Annotated in this window: 15 protein-coding genes; 8 read left to right on the forward strand and 7 right to left on the reverse strand. The window is 71.3% G+C overall.

All coding sequences use genetic code 11. From position 1 onward, the window contains the following. Positions 1-3: 3 nt before the first annotated feature. Entirely contained in the window at positions 4-762 is a 759-nt protein-coding gene (locus tag ABZT06_RS23075; protein ID WP_355743805.1) for a Mut7-C RNAse domain-containing protein, read from the forward strand. On the opposite strand, the gene ABZT06_RS23080 is transcribed toward ABZT06_RS23075, so the two are convergent. Next, complete coding sequence (locus tag ABZT06_RS23080; protein ID WP_355743808.1) at positions 719-2,749, reverse strand: thioredoxin domain-containing protein; 2,031 nt, start codon at positions 2,747-2,749, stop codon at positions 719-721. The two genes, ABZT06_RS23075 and ABZT06_RS23080, sit on opposite strands and share 44 nt — an antisense overlap. A gap of 169 nt (positions 2,750-2,918) precedes the next feature. On the opposite strand from ABZT06_RS23080, the gene ABZT06_RS23085 reads away from it, so the two are divergent. Further along, positions 2,919-6,122 carry a tetratricopeptide repeat protein gene (locus tag ABZT06_RS23085; RefSeq protein ID WP_355743811.1) on the forward strand — a complete coding sequence of 1,068 codons (3,204 nt, stop codon included), beginning with the start codon at positions 2,919-2,921 and terminating at the stop codon, positions 6,120-6,122. A gap of 466 nt (positions 6,123-6,588) precedes the next feature. Here the strand turns inward: ABZT06_RS23085 and ABZT06_RS23090 are convergent, their stop codons facing one another. After that, complete coding sequence (locus ABZT06_RS23090; protein WP_355743814.1) at positions 6,589-6,846, reverse strand: hypothetical protein; 258 nt, start codon at positions 6,844-6,846, stop codon at positions 6,589-6,591. Further along, positions 6,839-7,699: a mycothiol conjugate amidase Mca gene (gene mca / locus ABZT06_RS23095; RefSeq protein ID WP_355743881.1), complete on the reverse strand. Its 861-nt coding sequence runs from the start codon at positions 7,697-7,699 to the stop codon at positions 6,839-6,841. Before mca ends, ABZT06_RS23090 begins: the two co-directional genes overlap by 8 nt. 135 nt (positions 7,700-7,834) lie before the next feature. Here mca and ABZT06_RS23100 point away from each other — a divergent pair, with 135 nt between their 5' ends. Together ABZT06_RS23100 and greA are read left to right on the forward strand one after the other, a co-directional pair. Then, complete coding sequence (locus ABZT06_RS23100) at positions 7,835-8,233, forward strand: DUF4307 domain-containing protein (RefSeq protein WP_355743817.1); 399 nt, start codon at positions 7,835-7,837, stop codon at positions 8,231-8,233. A gap of 168 nt (positions 8,234-8,401) precedes the next feature. Next, positions 8,402-8,902 carry a transcription elongation factor GreA gene (gene greA / locus ABZT06_RS23105; protein WP_355743820.1) on the forward strand — a complete coding sequence of 167 codons (501 nt, stop codon included), beginning with the start codon at positions 8,402-8,404 and terminating at the stop codon, positions 8,900-8,902. A 61-nt stretch (positions 8,903-8,963) separates the two neighbouring features. Here greA and ABZT06_RS23110 read toward each other — a convergent pair whose 3' ends face one another. The 3 genes from ABZT06_RS23110 to ilvA form a co-directional block, all read right to left on the reverse strand. Beyond that, positions 8,964-9,809, reverse strand: coding sequence for an ABC transporter permease (locus ABZT06_RS23110; protein WP_355743823.1), 846 nt, complete (start codon positions 9,807-9,809; stop codon positions 8,964-8,966). Continuing rightward, positions 9,806-10,786, reverse strand: a complete 981-nt coding sequence (locus ABZT06_RS23115; protein WP_355743827.1) for an ATP-binding cassette domain-containing protein — start codon at positions 10,784-10,786, stop codon at positions 9,806-9,808. Before ABZT06_RS23115 ends, ABZT06_RS23110 begins: the two co-directional genes overlap by 4 nt. 183 nt (positions 10,787-10,969) lie before the next feature. Beyond that, a complete protein-coding gene (gene ilvA / locus ABZT06_RS23120) occupies positions 10,970-12,199 on the reverse strand; it encodes a threonine ammonia-lyase (protein WP_355743830.1) in 1,230 nt (409 codons plus the stop codon). Between the two features lie 163 nt (positions 12,200-12,362). On the opposite strand from ilvA, the gene ABZT06_RS23125 reads away from it, so the two are divergent. The 3 genes from ABZT06_RS23125 to ABZT06_RS23135 all read left to right on the forward strand — a co-directional run bounded on the left by ABZT06_RS23125 (position 12,363) and on the right by ABZT06_RS23135 (position 13,812). Beyond that, complete coding sequence (locus ABZT06_RS23125; protein ID WP_355743884.1) at positions 12,363-12,866, forward strand: MarR family transcriptional regulator; 504 nt, start codon at positions 12,363-12,365, stop codon at positions 12,864-12,866. 132 nt (positions 12,867-12,998) lie between these two features. Then, the gene (locus tag ABZT06_RS23130; RefSeq protein WP_355743833.1) at positions 12,999-13,502 is read left to right on the forward strand and encodes a sigma factor-like helix-turn-helix DNA-binding protein; all 504 of its coding nucleotides are present in this window, start codon (positions 12,999-13,001) and stop codon (positions 13,500-13,502) included. A gap of 61 nt (positions 13,503-13,563) precedes the next feature. After that, positions 13,564-13,812 carry a hypothetical protein gene (locus ABZT06_RS23135; protein ID WP_355743836.1) on the forward strand — a complete coding sequence of 83 codons (249 nt, stop codon included), beginning with the start codon at positions 13,564-13,566 and terminating at the stop codon, positions 13,810-13,812. A gap of 7 nt (positions 13,813-13,819) precedes the next feature. On the opposite strand, the gene ABZT06_RS23140 is transcribed toward ABZT06_RS23135, so the two are convergent. Next, positions 13,820-14,977, reverse strand: a complete 1,158-nt coding sequence (locus ABZT06_RS23140; RefSeq protein ID WP_355743839.1) for a cystathionine gamma-synthase — start codon at positions 14,975-14,977, stop codon at positions 13,820-13,822. A gap of 195 nt (positions 14,978-15,172) precedes the next feature. Here ABZT06_RS23140 and ABZT06_RS23145 point away from each other — a divergent pair, with 195 nt between their 5' ends. Further along, a complete protein-coding gene (locus ABZT06_RS23145) occupies positions 15,173-16,291 on the forward strand; it encodes a hypothetical protein (RefSeq protein WP_355743842.1) in 1,119 nt (372 codons plus the stop codon). The last annotated feature ends 234 nt before the right edge of the window (positions 16,292-16,525 follow it).

A 16,525-nucleotide genomic window follows, 5' to 3' on the forward strand; every position in this document is an offset into this window, starting at 1 on the left:
CCGGTGAGCGCACCAGAGATCCACATCGGATTCGCCCCGGAACTGGCCCTGTTCGTCCCGCACGGACGCCGCCTCGGCGCCACCGCGGTCACCACCGACGGCACCTCCTCCCTCGGCCATGTCGTGGAGTCCCTCGGCGTCCCGCTCACCGAGGTCGGCGCCCTGCGCGTCGACGGCCGCGAGGTACCGAGGTCGTACGTCCCCTGGGCGGGCGACACCGTGGCCGTCCACCCGGTCGACCGCCCCCAACAAGTCCCCGGCGCCCCGCTCCGCTTCCTCCTCGACGTCCACCTCGGCACCCTCGCCCGCCGCCTGCGCCTGCTCGGCGTGGACACGGCGTACGAGTCGACGGACATCGGCGACCCCGCCCTCGCCACCCGCTCGGCCACCGAGAAACGGGTCCTGCTCAGCCGCGACCGGGGCCTGCTGCACCGCAGGGAACTCTGGGCCGGCGCCTTCGTCTACAGCACCCGCCCCGAGGACCAGCTCCGCGACATCCTGGACCGCTTCCGCCCCGCCCTGAAGCCCTGGACCCGCTGCACGGCCTGCAACGGCCTGCTGCGCGAGGCCACCAAGGAACAGGTCGCCGACCGGCTGGAGGGCGGCACGGAACGGTCGTACGACGTCTTCGCCCAGTGCGAGGAGTGCGGCCGCCCCTACTGGAAGGGCGCCCACCACGAGCAACTGGAGGCCATCGTGACGAACGCCCTGGCGGAGGCTAACCGCCCAACGCCGCCCGCAGCGCCTCCGCGTCGGTCGTAGGCGCGTCACAGGTGAAGTGCCGGCACACGTACGCGGTGGGTTCGCCGCCGACGAGGATCCGGTCGGCGAGCAGCGGGAGTTCGTCGCTGCCCGGGGTTCCGACGGCGACGACCGCCCCCGGCGCGGTACCCAGAAGCGCCGTGCGGTGCAACGCCCTCGTGGCCTCGTCGGTCAGCGCCGGCCCCACGATCGCCACCTCCTTCGGCCCGTCCATCCGTGCCTCCGCGACCGCGAGCCCCCACCCGACGAACCGCGGCACCCGGGGCCCGAGCGCCTTCACCACCCCGAGCGCCTTCTCCGCCGCCGCACGATGCGGCTCGGACCCGGTCTGCGCGGCATAGGACAACAACGCCCCGGCCGCGGCCGTCCACCCGGAGGGCACCGCGTTGTCGGTGGGATCCTGCGGCCGCCGGATCAACTTCTCCGCGTCGGCGGCGGTGTCGAACAGCGCCCCCTCGGACCCGGTGAACCGCGTCAGCACATGGTCGAGCAGGAACCCGGCGAAGTCGAGCCAGACCCCCTCCCCGGTCACCGACGCCAGCGCGAGGAAGCCCTCGGCCACATCCGCGTAGTCCTCCAGCACCCCGGCGTTGGCACCGGCCTGACCGTCCTTGCTGGTACGGGACAGACGGGCCTCCTCGTCCAGATGCAGCCGTACGAGAAGATCGGCGGCCCCCAGAGCGGCGTCGACCAGGTCAGGACGGTCGAAGTAGGCCCCGGTCTCGGCGAGCGCGGCGATCGCGAGCCCGTTCCACGCGGCGACGACCTTGTCGTCCCGGCCGGGGGCCGGCCGCTCCGCACGGGCGTCGAGGAGCCGCCGCCTGATCGACTCGATCTTCTCCCCGTCGAAGAAGGTGTCCTGCTGGGGCAGTTGCAGCACGGACTGGCCCTCCTCGAAGGTGCCCTCCTCGGTCACCCCGAAGTACTGGGCGGCAAGCTCGGCGTCCTGCTCCCCGAGCACCTCACGCAGCTGCTCCGGCGTCCACACGTAGTACGCGCCCTCGACGTGCTTCCCGCTCCCGTCGTCGCTGTCGGCGTCGAGCGCGGACGCGAACCCGCCCTCGTTCGTGCGCAGTTCCCGCACCATGAAGTCGGCGGTGTCGAGAGCGACCCGGCGGGCGAGCTCGGAGCCGGTCGCGCGCCAGAGGTGGGCGTAGACGCGGCACAGCAGCGCGTTGTCGTAGAGCATCTTCTCGAAGTGCGGCACGATCCAGTCGCGGTCCACGGAGTAGCGCGCGAAACCGCCGCCGAGCTGGTCGTGGATGCCGCCGCGGGCCATGCGCTCGCAGGTGTCCTGGGCCATCTGGAGGGCACCCTCGGCACCGGTGCGGGCGTGGTGCCGCAGCAAAAACTCCACGACCATGGACGGCGGGAACTTCGGCGCCCCACCGAACCCGCCCCGCTGGGCGTCGTACTCCCGCGTCAGCCCGAGCAGCGCCGCGGCGAGCTGCTCCTCGCCGGGGGCCTGCGAGTCGCCGTAGGAGATCTCCCTCCCGGCGAGATCCCGCACGATCTTCCCCGCGACCTCGGCGACCTCGTCGCGCCGGTCGGTCCAGGCAGCCCGGACCCCCTCCAGGACCTGCCGGAAGGAGGGCATGCCCTGACGGGGCGAGGGCGGGAAGTAGGTGCCGAAGTAGAAGGGCTCGGCGTCCGGAGTCAGGAACACGGTCATGGGCCAGCCACCCTGCCCGGTGGCGGCCTGCACGGCCTCCATGTATACGGCGTCGACGTCGGGGCGTTCCTCGCGGTCGACTTTGATGTTGACGAAGTGGTCGTTGAGGAAGTCCGCGGTCGCCTGGTCCTCGAAGGACTCTTGGGCCATGACATGACACCAGTGACAGCTCGAATACCCGACGCTCAGCAGGACGGGTTTGTTCGTCTTCCGCGCCTCCTCGAAGGCCTCGGCCGACCAGGGCCACCAGTCGACCGGGTTGTCCGCGTGCTGGAGGAGGTAGGGGGACGTCTCGTGGGCCAGTCGGTTCGGCATGGGGTCCATCCTGCCGCAGTACCCCTCGGGTCGAGCGTCAGGCGTGCCCCGGTCGGCGGCGTCGTCAGACCCTCTCCGATGACGCCGGGAACGTTCGCCCTCTCGCCCCGATGCCCCGTCCGCAGCACACTTGACCAAGAAAGCCGTTGCCGCCGGAGGGGGACGTGACATGCGGGACAGCCATCGGGCGGAAGCCGAACGGCTGTTGGGGCGGGCCGTGGAGGAGGAGGTGCGGCGGTCGGGCGGGCGGGCCGACGGTGCCGTACTGCTCGCGCGGGCCCGTGGATCGATGGACGCGATGGCGCAGACAGCCGCCGAGGAGTACGAGGCCTACACGCGCGCGCTGGACGAGGCGCAGGCCGGCCACCTCACCTTCGGGCAGCGGTACGCGAAGGAGGCGTCCGGAACTCCCCTGCTGGTGGCGGGGGTCGCCGCCCTGGCCGCCGCCGTCGCCGACCTGGCGCTGGGCACCGGCACGGGCACCGCGCTGGGCGCGGGCGTGGTCGTCGGGGTCGTCGGTGCGGCGGCGACCGTCGTGAAGGTGGCGGGCTCCCATCTGCCGGCCGCGCACCACCGGGCGGGCGCCATCGGCCAGCCCGGCGGCCCGGAGCAGCTGCGGCTGCAGTGGCTGACGGCCCTCGAGGTACGGGGGATCCGGCCCTTCCTCGACCAGCAGCGGGTGTTGAGCGCGTCGACCGGACCGAAGAAGGCGGGCCCGCGGCTGCGCGGGACAGACAAGAGCGCGGCGGCCCGGGGACGGAGTGTGCTGGAGCAGTCGTTCGGTCAACTGCCGCAGCCCATCAGTGAGTTCGCGGACCGGCGGACGGAGATGGGGCGCATCCGGCAGTGGGTGCAGGCCTCGCGTGCCACCACCGAGACCCGGCCCACCGTGGTCGTCCTGCACGGACCGCCCGGCAGTGGCCGCACGGCACTCGCCGTACGGGCGGCGCACGACCTCCGGGACTACTTCCGCGGCGCCTGCGTCGTGGACCTGCGCGGCGACAACCCGGAGGAGTCCCCGCTCGCCACCCGGGACGCGCTGCTGCATCTGCTGAACCGGCTCGGCGCCCCGCGCGAACAGCTGCTGTTCCGTGAGCGTTCCTCACCGGACCAGCAGGTCAAGCGGCTGAGCGAGCTGTACCACCAGCATCTGACCGGTCTGCCGGTGACGATCGTGCTGGACGACGCCTCGGACCCCGAGCAGGTCCGCACCCTCGTGCCCGAGCGTTCCGACAGCCTCATCCTGGTCACCGCGCGCGAACCGCTCGGCCTGCCGTCGGACCTGGCCGCCCATGTGCACGAACTCCCGGTCGACGCCCTGGACGCGGCGGGCGCCGAGGAGTTGCTGGACGCGGCCGCGCAGTCCGCCACCGGCCCCTACGACGCCCAGTCCGCCGACCGGATCAGGGAGCTGTGCGGCGGTCTGCCGCTGGCCCTGCGCATCGCGGGCTCCTCCCTCGGCCCCCGCTCCCCGCGCCAACTCGCCGCGGATCTGGGCGCGTACGGCCCGGTCGGGCCCGTCGAACGCGCCCTGTGGCTGCGTTACACCGACCAGTCGGAGCCGGCCCGCCGGCTGCTGCGCCGGCTGGCGCTGGCCGGGCGGTCCTCGCTCGGCGCCGCCGCGGCCGCCGCGCTGCTGGCCACCGACGAGACGGAGGCGACCCGGCATCTGACGGCGCTGGCCCGCGCGGGCCTGATCGACCACGTCCGCGGCAGCCGTTACCGCGTCCACGACGTGGTCCGCGCCTTCGCCCAGGCCAGACTGCTGGACGAGGAGGAGCCGGCCGAGCGCACCGCCGCGCAGGAACGTCTCATCGTCAACTACGCCGATCTCGCCGACTCGGTGCTGCGTCTGGTGGACGGCAACATGTCGACCCGCTCGGACCGCTTCAGCCCACACGGTTTCACCTCCCTCGACGAGGCGCTGCGCTGGCTGGACGACGAGTCGAGCTTCATCACGGCGGCGCTGCGGCACGCGGAGGGCGTCAACCAGGGGGCCGTTCTCAACCTGCTGGGCGCGCTGTGCGACTACTGCCTGCTGCGCGGCGACCTCTACCGCCTGGGCGAGATCAGCGAGTTGGCGCAGGCGGTGGACCAGGGGCTGCTGGTCCGCTCGGTGCAGTGGCGCACCGGTATCGCCGCCCGTCAGCTGGGCGAGCTGGACAAGGCGCGCGCGACCCTGACCTCGGTGGTCGACCTCTACATGGAGGCCAACCACGACGCGGGCGCCGCGCGGGCCCTGTGCTCCCTGGGCATCACCCTCCATCACCAGGGCCAGCTGACCGAGGCGGCGGCGAGGCTCCAGGAGGCACTGGCGCTGCAGTCGCCTCCCGAACTGGCGACGGACCGCGCCTGGACCATGCACGCCCTGGCGGCCGTCGAACGTGACCGCGGCCGCGTGGCCGAGTCCCTGGACCTGCTCACCCGCTCTCTGGTCCTGCACCGCGCCGGCGAGTCCGTGCACGGTGAGGCCTGGGCCCACTTCCAGCTCGGCCAGCTGACCCTGCGCATGGGTGACGTGCCGCGCGCGGAGTCGGAGCTCAGAACGGCCCTCGATCTGTACGGCCGTACCCGCGACGCCCGCGGCGAGGCGTGGGCGCTGACCCAGCTGGCGCGGGCCCGGCTGGTGGCCGGGGACCCGTCGGCGGCGGTGGACGGCCTGCGCCAGGCGGCCTCCCGCCACCGCGACAACGAGGACGCGCGCGGTGAGGCGTGGACGGTGTATTACCTGGGTCAGGCGTTGGAGGAGACGGGCAACCTGGACCTCGCGGTCCGCGAACTGGAACGCTCACGCACGATGTTCTCCCGCATGCGGGACGTCTACGGCCTGGCCTGCGCCCGCCACCACTCGGCCCGTGTCACCCGCGACCAGCGTGCCGCCCAGACCGGCTCCTTGCGCAACTCGGGCTTCGCCCGTCAGCTCCTGGTCGACGCCCGCGCCGACTTCCAGCGCATCGGTGTCGCGCACGGCGAGGCGTGGACCTGCCTCGAACTGGCGGTGGTGGACGCGGGCAACGGCCGTACCCCGCAGGCCCTCGCCCTGTGCGACGAGGCGGCGGCCCTGTTCGCCTCCTACGGCGACCAGCGGGGCGAGGACTGGGCCCGCTTCCTGCGCTGCACGCTGCTGCCGTACGCGGCTCCGGGCGGCGTGGAGATCGGCGCGGCGGTGGCCCAGGAGGAGCTGGCGGAACTGGGCCGCCGGGAGCACGGGACACGCGACGAGAAGCTGGACGACTACGTGGGGGCGTACGGCCTGCTGCTGGAGCGGGGGGTGAACTTGGACGCGGGCTGGCAGGCCTGGCGCCTGGGCATGGTCCCGAACCGGCATGCCCGCGAGGTGATGGGGGTGGGAGTGGCTCCGGCGCGGGGGTGAGGTGCGGGGTTCGTCTGTGTGCCGGGCGCGGGTGGGCGGTCGGGCCAGGGGCGGCGGCTGAGCGGGTACGGCGTCCCTGGGCCGTGGCGATATACGGGTGCCGGTGCCTGTGCGGCGGTGCGGTGGGCGGCCGACCGGGTCGCTCACACCGGGCCGCTCCTGGCCGGGACGGCGGCCCTCGTCGGACACGCCAGTGTCGGATACGTCAGTGTCGGACACCGGGTACCGGATACCTCCGTATCGGATACCTCCGTATCGGATACGCCTGTATCGCACGGCGCCCGACGCCGTGGCCGTGATCCGGTTGCCGGGCCGACCGAGCCGCGGCGGGGGGCGGCCCGCGAGTCACGCCTCCGCGTGCGGACACGGCGGCGGCCACGGCGTACGACATGCCGCTGTCGCCCCCGACCGGGCACGGCAGCGTCGATGACGGGAAGGACGCCCCTCCCGTCATCGACCGTGAGGCTCAGCCCTTGGCCGGCGAGGCCTTGCCGGACGGACCCTCGGCGGTGCCCGTGCCGGAGGTCTCGTCCGGGGACTCCTTGAAGTCGACCTTGTTCATGTGCTTGCTCATGGACTTCATCAGGGCCCACACCGCCAGGGCCATCGCCGCGAAGACGATGAAGCCGAGGACGCCGGGGGTGACCTTGTCCTCGTCGACCTCCTTGGCGAAGGTCACGAGGTGCGTCATTGCCAGGCTTGCGCTTGCGCTCATGTCAGGCATTGTCGCGGATGCCCGCAAAGAGGTCGTCCTCGGGGAGGGAGGTATCGACGAGGGACTTCGCGAGCTCGTACTCCTCGGTCGGCCAGACCTCCTTCTGGAGCTCCAGCGGAACGCGGAACCAGCCGCCGTCGGGGTCGATCTGGGTGGCGTGCGCGATCAGGGCCTTGTCGCGGATCTCGAAGAACTCCGCGCACGGGATGTGCGTGGTCAGGGTGCGGTCGCGCATCGGCGAGTCGTCCCAGCGCTTGAGCCAGTCCCCGTACGGCGACTCCATGTCCCGCTCGATCAGCGCGTGGTGCAGCGCCTCGGTGCGGGGACGGTTGAAGCCCTGGTTGTAGTACAGCTTGAGCGGCTGGTACGCCGCGCCGAACTCGGACTCGGGGAACTTCTCGGTGTCCGCCGCGCCCTCGAACGCCACCATCGAGATCTTGTGGGTCATGATGTGGTCGGGGTGCGGGTAGCCGCCGTTCTCGTCGTAGGTGGTGATCACCTGGGGACGGAAGGCGCGGATCTGCTTCACCAGCTCGCCGGCCGCCTTGTCGACGTCCTCCAGGGCGAAGCAGCCCTCGGGCAGCGGCGGCAGCGGGTCGCCCTCGGGCAGGCCGGAGTCGACGAAGCCGAGCCACTCCTGCCTCACGCCGAGGATCTCGCGGGCCTCGTCCATCTCCTTCTTGCGTACCTCGTGGATGTGCTCCTCGATGTACTTGTCGCCCTGGAGCTTCGGGTTGAGGATGGAGCCGCGCTCCCCGCCCGTGCAGGTCACGACCAGCACGTCCACCCCCTCGGACACATACTTCGCCATGGTGGCCGCGCCCTTGCTCGACTCGTCGTCGGGGTGGGCGTGCACGGCCATCAGTCGCAGCTGGTCAGTCAAGACTCAATCCTCGTAAGTCGGCGCCCCCGGTGTCTTCGGGCGCGAACGGCGGCTTCTATAGTGACCGAATCGGGGGGCGATTAATTCCGCGGCCTGGTTTCCAGGGAGACGATCATGAGTACGGCGAGCACACAGCTGCCCGAGGGCCGCTACGGCCGCTCCTCGGACGAGCGTGCCGACCACAAGCTCAAGATCGCCGGTGCCGTGCTCGGAGCCCTCCTGCTCGCACTGATCGGCTATTTCGCCTATCACTACGTCGGCCAGAACAAGATCAGCGGCGAGGTGATCGCCTTCGACGCGAAGAAGTCGGCGGTCGAGGTGCACCTGGAGGTCCGCAAGGACTCCGGCGCCTCCGGCTACTGCACGGTCCGCTCCCAGGCGGCGGACGGCGACGAGGTGGGCCGCGCCGACTTCCGCTTCGACGGCGACGCCACCCGCATCGACAAGGTCGTCACGCTCCGTACGACGGCCCAGGGCACCACGGCCGAGCTGCTGGGCTGCCACGCGGACTGACGTCACCCTCGATACGTCGCCGCTGACCTGGGTCGACGTATTTCTGATGGCTTATGTCCTCCCCCTTCGGCTCCTGAATTGTTAGGCTCGTGGTTTCGCCCTTCCGTGAAGGAACATTCTTCTGGGTAGGGCGATGCTTTGTATTCCCAGTACCTACGAGGAGCACCTGTGACCCAGACCAGCGAAGACGTCACCTGGCTGACCCAGGAGGCGTACACCAAGCTCAAGGAAGAGCTGGCGTACCTGTCTGGTCCCGCGCGCGAGGAAGTCACCGCGAAGATCGCGGCAGCGCGCGAGGAGGGCGACCTGCGCGAGAACGGCGGGTACCACGCGGCCAAGGAAGAGCAGGGCAAGCAGGAGCTCCGCATCCGCCAGCTCACCCAGCTCCTGGAGAAGGCCAAGGTCGGCGAGGCTCCGGTGTCCGCGGACGGAACCGTGGCGCCCGGCATGGTCGTGACGATCGCCTTCGACGGTGACGAGGACGACACCATGACCTTCCTGCTCGCCTCGCGCGAGTACGCGAGCGCCGACGTCGAGACCTACTCGCCGCAGTCCCCGCTGGGCTCCGGCGTGATCGGCCACAAGGTCGGCGAGGACGCGCAGTACGAACTGCCGAACGGCAAGAAGGCCTCCGTGACCATCCTCAAGGCCGAGCCCTACAACGGCTGACCTCTGGCCGACCGTCTGTCCTTGGCGGGCCCCCGGTGCCCTCGCGGCGCCGGGGGCTCTGTCATGCCGTGGCCGAACGGTACTTGCGGACCGCCAGGGTTCTGAACACGACGACGATCAGGACCGAGTAGATCAGCGAGGCCCAGACCGGGTGCTGCATGGGCCAGGCGTCCGAGGGGGACACACCGGGGTTGCCGAACAGCACGCGGCAGGCCTGGACCGTGGCACTGAACGGGTTCCAGTCGGCGACGTGCTGCAGCCAGGGGGTCATGCGGCTGGAGTCCACGAACGCGTTCGAGATGAACGTCACCGGGAAGAGCCAGATCAGCCCTCCCGAGGTGGCCGCCTCGGGTGTCCGCACGGACAGGCCGATCAGGGCCCCGACCCAGGTGAACGCGTACCCGAGCAGGAGCAGCAGACCGAAGGCGCCGAGGACCTCACCGATGTTGGTGTGGGTGCGCCATCCGACCAGCAGGGCGACCATGGCCAGCACGAACAGGGTCAGCGCTGTCTGCACCAGGTCGGCGAGCGTGCGTCCGGTGAGCACCGCACCCCGGGCCATGGGCAGGGAGCGGAAGCGGTCGATGAGCCCCTTGTGCATGTCGTCGGCGATCCCCGCACCGGCGCCCGCGGTGGCGAAGGTGACGGTCTGCGCGAAGATGCCGGCCATCAGGAACTCGCGGTAGACGGAGGGGTCCGTGGTGCCTCCGATGTTCATGGAGCCACCGAAGACATAGCTGAACAGCACCACGAACATGATCGGCTGGATGAGGCCGAAGATGACCATCTCAGGGATCCGGGACATCCGGATCAGGTTGCGCTTGGCGACGACCAGCGAGTCCCGGACGGACTGGCTGAGGGGGTTGCCGGGAGCCGCGACCCGCGCGGTGTCGGTGACGGCGCTCACTTGGCGTCCTCCTTCTTGTCGTTGTCCTTGTCCGTCACCTCGGCCACGTGTCCTGTCAGGGACAGGAAGACGTCGTCGAGGGTGGGGCGGCGCAGGCCGATGTCGTCTATCTCGATGCCCCGGGTGTCGAGCTCGCGGATGACCTCGGCGAGCAGCTTGGCGCCACCGGTGACGGGCACGGTGAGCTTGCGCATGTGGTCCTCGACCGTGGTGTCGCCCTTGCCGAAGCCGCGCAGGATCTCCGAGGCGGCCTGGATGTGTTCGCGCTCGTGCACGACGACCTCGACGCGCTCGCCGCCGGTGCGGGCCTTGAGCTGGTCGGAGGTGCCCGTGGCGATGACATGGCCTTGGTCGACGACGGCGATGTCATGGGCGAGGTGGTCGGCCTCTTCCAGGTACTGGGTGGTCAGCAGCAGGGTGGTGCCCCCGGAGACCAGTTGTTTGATGACCTCCCACAGCATTTGGCGGTTGCGCGGGTCGAGGCCGGTCGTCGGCTCGTCCATGAACATCACGGGCGGGGAGACCACCAGGGCGGCCGCGAGGTCGAGGCGGCGGCGCATGCCGCCGGAGTAGGTCTTGGTGGGGCGGTCGGCCGCGTCGGCGAGGTCGAACTGCTCCAGCAGTTCGACCGCGCGGACCTTCGCCTGCCTGGCCTTCATCTGGTAGAGCTGGCCGACCATCTGGAGGTTCTCGCGGCCGGTGAGGTATTCGTCGACCGCCGCGAACTGGCCGGAGAGCCCGATGGAGCGGCGCACGGCGTCGGGGTGCTTGAGAACGTCGATGCCGGCGACGACGGCTGAGCCGCGGTCCGGCTTGAGCAGGGTCGTCAGGCAGCGGACGGTGGTCGTCTTGCCCGCGCCGTTCGGTCCGAGGAGGCCCAGGACGGTGCCTTCCGGGACATCGAGGTCGACGCCGTCCAGAGCCTTTACGTCGCCGAAGGTCTTGACCAGGCCTTCGGCATAGATGGCGCCTGGCATATGAGTCTCCACGTCGTCGGGGATTCTTGGGGAAGCCTAGGTTTGTACGGTTTCTTCCGCCCCCTGTTTTCTTCAGCGGGCGGTGTGAGCGGCGGCACGAGACACACCATAACGCGATGTATCGCGTCTCTCAATGCACTTACCCGAAAGTGTGACGCCGGTGTCCTGAAGGGGGTCCTGACCTCAGGCGATGACGGTGTAGCCCGACTCGCGCAGAGCTCGGCCGACCTCGGCGCAGTGCTCGGGCCCCTTGGTCTCCAGGTGCAGCTCGACCTCCGCCTCCGCGAGCCCGAGCCGTGGATCGGTCCGGACGTGGCTCACGTCCAGGACATTAGCGTCGACCACTGACAACACCCCGAGAAGCGTCGCGAGGGCACCGGGCCGGTCCGTCAGCCGCAGCCGGACGGCCAGGTAGCGGCCCTGCGCGGACATGCCGTGCCGCAGGACCCGCTGGAGCAGCACAGGGTCGACGTTGCCGCCGGACAGCACGGCGACGACCGGCCCCTCGAAGGCGCCCGGATCGCTCAGCAGAGCGGCGACCGGGCTCGCCCCGGCGGGCTCGACGACCAGCTTGGCCCGCTCCAGACACAGCAGCAGCGCGGCGGACAGTTCGTCCTCGGTCACCGTGCGGACCTCGTCCACGAGTTCGCCCACGATCCCGAACGGCACGTCACCGGGCCGCCCCACCTTCATGCCGTCGGCCATCGTCGCCGGGTTCTCGATCGACACCGGGTGCCCGGCCGCCAGCGAGGGCGGATACGCGGCCGCGCCCGCCGCCTGCACGCCCACGATCCGCACGTCGGGCCGCAGGGCCTTCACGGCGATCGCGACGCCGGCCGCGAGTCCGCCACCGCCGATCCCGAGGACGATCGTGCGCACCTCCGGGCACTGTTCCAGGATCTCCAGGCCGACCGTGCCCTGGCCCGCGATGACGTCCGGGTGGTCGAAGGGGTGGATGAACACCGCGCCCGTCTCGGCCGCGTACTCCTGCGCGGCGGCCAGCGTCTCGTCGACCACCTGGCCGTGCAGGCGCACCTCGGCGCCGTAGTGCCTGGTGGCGCTGATCTTCGGCAGCGGGGCGCCCTTGGGCATGAACACGGTGGAGTTCACGCCGAGCAGCGTGGAGGCCAGAGCGACGCCCTGCGCGTGGTTTCCGGCGCTCGCGGCCACGACACCCGCGGCCCGCTCCTCGGGCAGCAGTCCGGCGATCCGGACGTAGGCTCCGCGGAGTTTGAAGGACCCCGTCCGCTGGAGGTTCTCGCACTTGAAGTGCACCGGCGCGCCCACCAGCCGGGTCAGATGGCGGCTGCCCTCCATGGCGGTCGTCCGCGCCACACCCGACAGCATCTTCTGCGCGCCGCGCACGTCGTCGAGCGTCACCGGCGGCACGGGGTGGGCCTTGCGGTAGTTCATGACTCAAGTCTCGCAGTTCACACGTGCGTGCTCGCGCTGTGACCAACGTCCGAGACGGGTTTGCGCAGCGCTGGTACGGCCTGCCTCCCGGCCGCGTAATCTGTCCCCCAATTCAGCTCCCCCTTCATGAAGCGAGCCTCCGGCCATGCCCACAACACCTGGAATGTCGATGGACATGACGACCGTCGGTGACACCGGTCTTCTCGACACCCTGCAGCACGAGGTGGCGGTCTTCGCCCGTCGTGCCGAACAGACCCGGCTCGGCGGGGTGGGGCAGGTGCGCAACTCCATGGACCGCGCCGCGTACCTGCTGCTCAACCGGCTCGACAAGGAAGGCCCGATGGGCGTCAAGGCGCTCGCGGCGAGTATGGGCATCGACTCGTCGACGGTCACCCGGCAGGTGGCGCCGCTCGTCGACACCGGCCTGGTCAAGCGCACCTCGCACCCCGAGGACGGACGCGCGGTGGTCCTGCAGCTGTCCCCGCGCGGACAGGCCCGGCTGGAGGAAGTGCGCTCCTCCCGGCGTCAGTTGATGGCCGAGCTGACACACGACTGGGCGCCCGAGGAGCGCGAGGAGTTCTGCACGCTCCTCACGCGCTTCAACACCGCGCTCTCCTCCCGGATGGCCGCGCAGGGCGTTCCGGGACCGGAGGCACAGTCCTCCTAGGCACACGCACGCGCGCGTACCGCCCCGCCTCTTGACCGGACGCCCGCGCCGGGCCTCATATGAGATCGGGTCCTCTGGGTCCTCGTGGCCGTACGAAGCCGTCGTACGGCCATCCGAAGACGGGGAGGCGCGGTGCGGCAACGGCAGGCGTCCCCGGGCACGCGTCGGGCCCGGGAGTTCGAGGCGTTCGTCGCGGGCGCGGCCGGGCGGCTGCTGCACACCGCGACGCTCCTGACGGCGGAGTCGCCGGACGACAACCCGCGCGCGCGACGCCTGCTCACGCTGGCGCTCGCCCACACGTACGCGTGCTGGGACCGGCTGCGCGGCGAGGACCCCTACGACCGGGCCCGCCAGTACCTCGCCCTGCGCTTCGCCCACGGGGCGTGGCGCAGCCACGGCGTCCTGCTCCGCGGCCGCACGCACCCCGCCGGCCCGTTGTCCCGGCTGGCCCCCCAGGAGCGGCTGATCCTGGTGCTGCGCCTGTACGAGGGTGTGGCCGAGGAGCAGGCGGCGGCCCTGCTCGGCCTGCCGGCGGAACGCGTCCGTACGATCTGCGACCGGGCGACGGCCACTCTGCTGCACCCCCCGCGTGGCCCCGCACCGGCGGCGATGAAGGCGAAGGTGGCGGCGTCATGAGGGGGCGGGCCGAAAGAAGTGACCGTGTCATGAGACACCCGGACCGCCGCGGGAGGCGCACGTGAACCGGACCCAGCGTGAGGCCGCCGCGCGGCAGCTCATGGAGCGGGGCGCGCCGCAGGTGCCGGCGGATCTGTACGGGGATGTCGTGCGGCGGGGGTCGCGCATGCTGCGGCGCAGGTCCGCGGCGCGCCGGCTCATGTGGCTGCTGTTGTTCGCCGCGAGTGTGGCGTTCGTGGTGTGGGCGCTGACCGCGCGCCCCTGGGTGGAGCCGCCGTCCACGACGACTCCACCGATGACGGGCTGGTGAGCCCGGGCTAGCGGGCCAGTGCCTGCTGGAGGTCCTCCAGCAGGTCGTCGACGTTCTCGATGCCCACGGACAGGCGCACGAGGTCGGCGGGGACCTCGAGGGCCGAGCCCGCCACGGACGCGTGCGTCATCCGGCCGGGGTGCTCGATCAGCGACTCGACCCCGCCCAGGGACTCCCCCAGCGTGAAGATCTTCGCCCGGTTGCAGACCTCGACGGCCGCCTCCTCGCCGCCCTCCACGCGGAAGGAGACCATGCCGCCGAAGGACCGCATCTGCTTGGCCGCGACCTCGTGGCCTGGGTGCTCCGCCAGGCCCGGGTAGAGCACCTGCGTCACGCGCGCGTGCCGGGTCAGCATGTCGGCGACCTTCGTGGCGTTCTCGCTGTGCCGGTCCATGCGCACCGACAGCGTCTTGGCGCCGCGCAGCACCAGCCAGGAGTCGAAGGGCCCGGCGACCGCGCCCATCGCGTTCTGGTGGTACGCCAGCTCCTCGCCGAGCGTCTCGTCGGCAGCGACCAGCGCGCCGCCCACGACGTCGGAGTGGCCGCCCATGTACTTGGTCAGGGAGTGCACCACGACATCTGCGCCGAGCGACAGGGGCTGCTGGAGGTAGGGCGTCGCGAAGGTGTTGTCGACGACGAGCTTGGCGCCCGCGTCCCGGGAGACCTGGGCGACGGCGGCGATGTCGGTGATGCCGAGCAGCGGGTTGGAGGGGGTCTCCACCCACACGGCCTTGGTCTTCGGGGTGATCGCGGCCCGTACGGCGGCCGGGTCGCTGGTGTCGGCGACCGACCACTCGACGCCCCAGCGGGCGACGACCTTCGCGAAGAGGCGGAACGTGCCGCCGTACGCGTCGTTGGGGATGACCACGTGGTCGCCGGGGCTGAGCAGCGTACGCAGCAGGCAGTCCTCGGCCGCCAGTCCGGACGCGAACGCGAGGCCCCGGCGGCCGCCTTCGAGGGCGGCGAGGTTCTCCTCCAGGGCGGTGCGGGTCGGATTGGCACTGCGGCTGTACTCGTAGCCGCCGCGCAGACCGCCCACGCCGTCCTGCTTGTAGGTCGAGACCTGGTAGATCGGCGGGACCACCGCCCCGGTGAGGGGGTCCGCGGTGTTGCCCGCGTGGATCGCGAGGGTCTCGAAGTGCTGACTGATGTGCCTGTCGCTCATGGGCTCCGAGGGTAGTCCGCCCGGGGCACCGATGACGGACCACGGGCTCCGCACGGTCGTACGGCAGGGTTTTCCCCAGGCGTTCGGGCGGTCCCGGAGAGTTTTCCCCAGGGCGTCCGGGCCGGTCCGGGGGAGTTTTCCACAGGGCGCGGACCGGGTTGGGCACTTGTCGGCGGCGTCTGGAACTCTTGGGGCATGGAGATTCTCTGGGTCCTGATGGCGGCGGTCCTGCTGGGCTTCGTGCTGCTTCCGTTCCTGCGGCGCAGACGGGGCGGGATCGAGCAGGTCCCGGCGGGCCACCCGGACGCCGCGGACCCGGCGGACTACGGCTTCGTGCGGCAGGAGGAGCTGGACGTCCGCATGCCCGGCCCCGACCAGGACCTGCTGGACGTCCTGGACCTGGTGCAGCGCACGCAGGACTACAAGGCCGCCGCCCAGCTCCTGGCCGGCACCGAGCGGGAGGGCGAGCTGCGCTGGCAGCGCGTGCAGGCGTTCGCCGGGGCCGCCTCGCTGGAGCTGCGGCAGCGGCCGGGCGGGGTCAGCGAGGCGCCGGGCGGACAGTGGCTGCGGGTGTGGCGGGTGGAGCAGCCCAAGGACGCGGGCGGCGCGGCCGTGCACGCGGAGTTCCTGGTGCAGCAGGCGTGGCGGACGTCGACCCCGGGCACGGACGAGTTCCGCATCATCATGGAGGAGGCGAAGGCGGCCTGCGGTGAGGCGGCGCTGCTGGCCCCCGGCGACCCGATCCCGTACATCGTCGAGCTCTCCGTCGCGCGCGGACTGGCCTATTCGCAGGCGGAGTTCGAGCAGCTGTGGCTGAAGATCCTGGACCGTGCGCCGAACCACATGGGGGCGCATCTGGCCGCGCTGCACTACTGGTGCGAGAAGTGGCACGGCTCGCGGGAGCTCGCGTACGGCTTCGCGGAGGCGGCGGCCGCCCGGGCACCGCACAGCTCGCTGCTCGCCGCGATGCCGTTGTTCGCGGTCTTCGAGCACCTGCCCGAGGTCAACCTGGTCAGCGGTTTCCACCGGAGCGAGGTCGTGACGAAGGCGATCCACGGCGCGCTGCACGCGGTGCACTCGGCCCGCGCGGACGATCCGACGCTGGCCCATGTCCGCCATCTGCTGGTCTTCTTCCTGGTGCGCGGCGAACGCTGGGCGGAGGCCATGAACCAGCTCGTGCACATCGACGGCCACGTCGGCGCACTGCCCTGGACACTGTCCGCCGATCCGGCCGCGGAGTTCGCGATATACCGGGCGCTGGCCGTGGCGGGGTACGAGGCGAACGGGGGGAGCCCGGCGACGCTGGCGCAGTGACGGCAACGCTGGGGCAGTACAGCCGTGGCAGCACCGGGTGGTCCGGCGGGTGTGTCCTGCCGGATGCGGGATCCGAGCCCGGTGAACGCGACGGAGAGGGCGGGCGAGGCGGCTTCGGACTGACGCCGGGCTCAAACTGAGAAGCCATCCGCTTACCGCTCAGCAGGCTTGACCAGTCGAACACGGTTCCTGTTCGGGTGACCTCTCGGCGGTCGGGGCATAACGGCAGGGCCT

This window comes from Streptomyces sp. NPDC005483, assembly GCF_040606035.1.
Taxonomy (GTDB): Bacteria; Actinomycetota; Actinomycetes; order Streptomycetales; family Streptomycetaceae; genus Streptomyces.

Bases quoted from the DNA above. Each gene is read 5' to 3' on its own strand.
- ABZT06_RS23080 (WP_355743808.1), bottom strand. From the start codon at position 2,749: ATGCCGAACCGACTGGCCCACGAGACGTCCCCCTACCTCCTCCAGCAC.
- ABZT06_RS23085 (WP_355743811.1), top strand. From the start codon at position 2,919: ATGCGGGACAGCCATCGGGCGGAAGCCGAACGGCTGTTGGGGCGGGCC.
- ABZT06_RS23090 (WP_355743814.1), bottom strand. From the start codon at position 6,846: ATGCCTGACATGAGCGCAAGCGCAAGCCTGGCAATGACGCACCTCGTG.
- mca (WP_355743881.1), bottom strand. From the start codon at position 7,699: ATGGCCGTGCACGCCCACCCCGACGACGAGTCGAGCAAGGGCGCGGCC.
- ABZT06_RS23100 (WP_355743817.1), top strand. From the start codon at position 7,835: ATGAGTACGGCGAGCACACAGCTGCCCGAGGGCCGCTACGGCCGCTCC.
- ABZT06_RS23115 (WP_355743827.1), bottom strand. From the start codon at position 10,786: ATGCCAGGCGCCATCTATGCCGAAGGCCTGGTCAAGACCTTCGGCGAC.
- ilvA (WP_355743830.1), bottom strand. From the start codon at position 12,199: ATGAACTACCGCAAGGCCCACCCCGTGCCGCCGGTGACGCTCGACGAC.
- ABZT06_RS23125 (WP_355743884.1), top strand. From the start codon at position 12,363: ATGTCGATGGACATGACGACCGTCGGTGACACCGGTCTTCTCGACACC.
- ABZT06_RS23140 (WP_355743839.1), bottom strand. From the start codon at position 14,977: ATGAGCGACAGGCACATCAGTCAGCACTTCGAGACCCTCGCGATCCAC.
- ABZT06_RS23145 (WP_355743842.1), top strand. From the start codon at position 15,173: ATGGAGATTCTCTGGGTCCTGATGGCGGCGGTCCTGCTGGGCTTCGTG.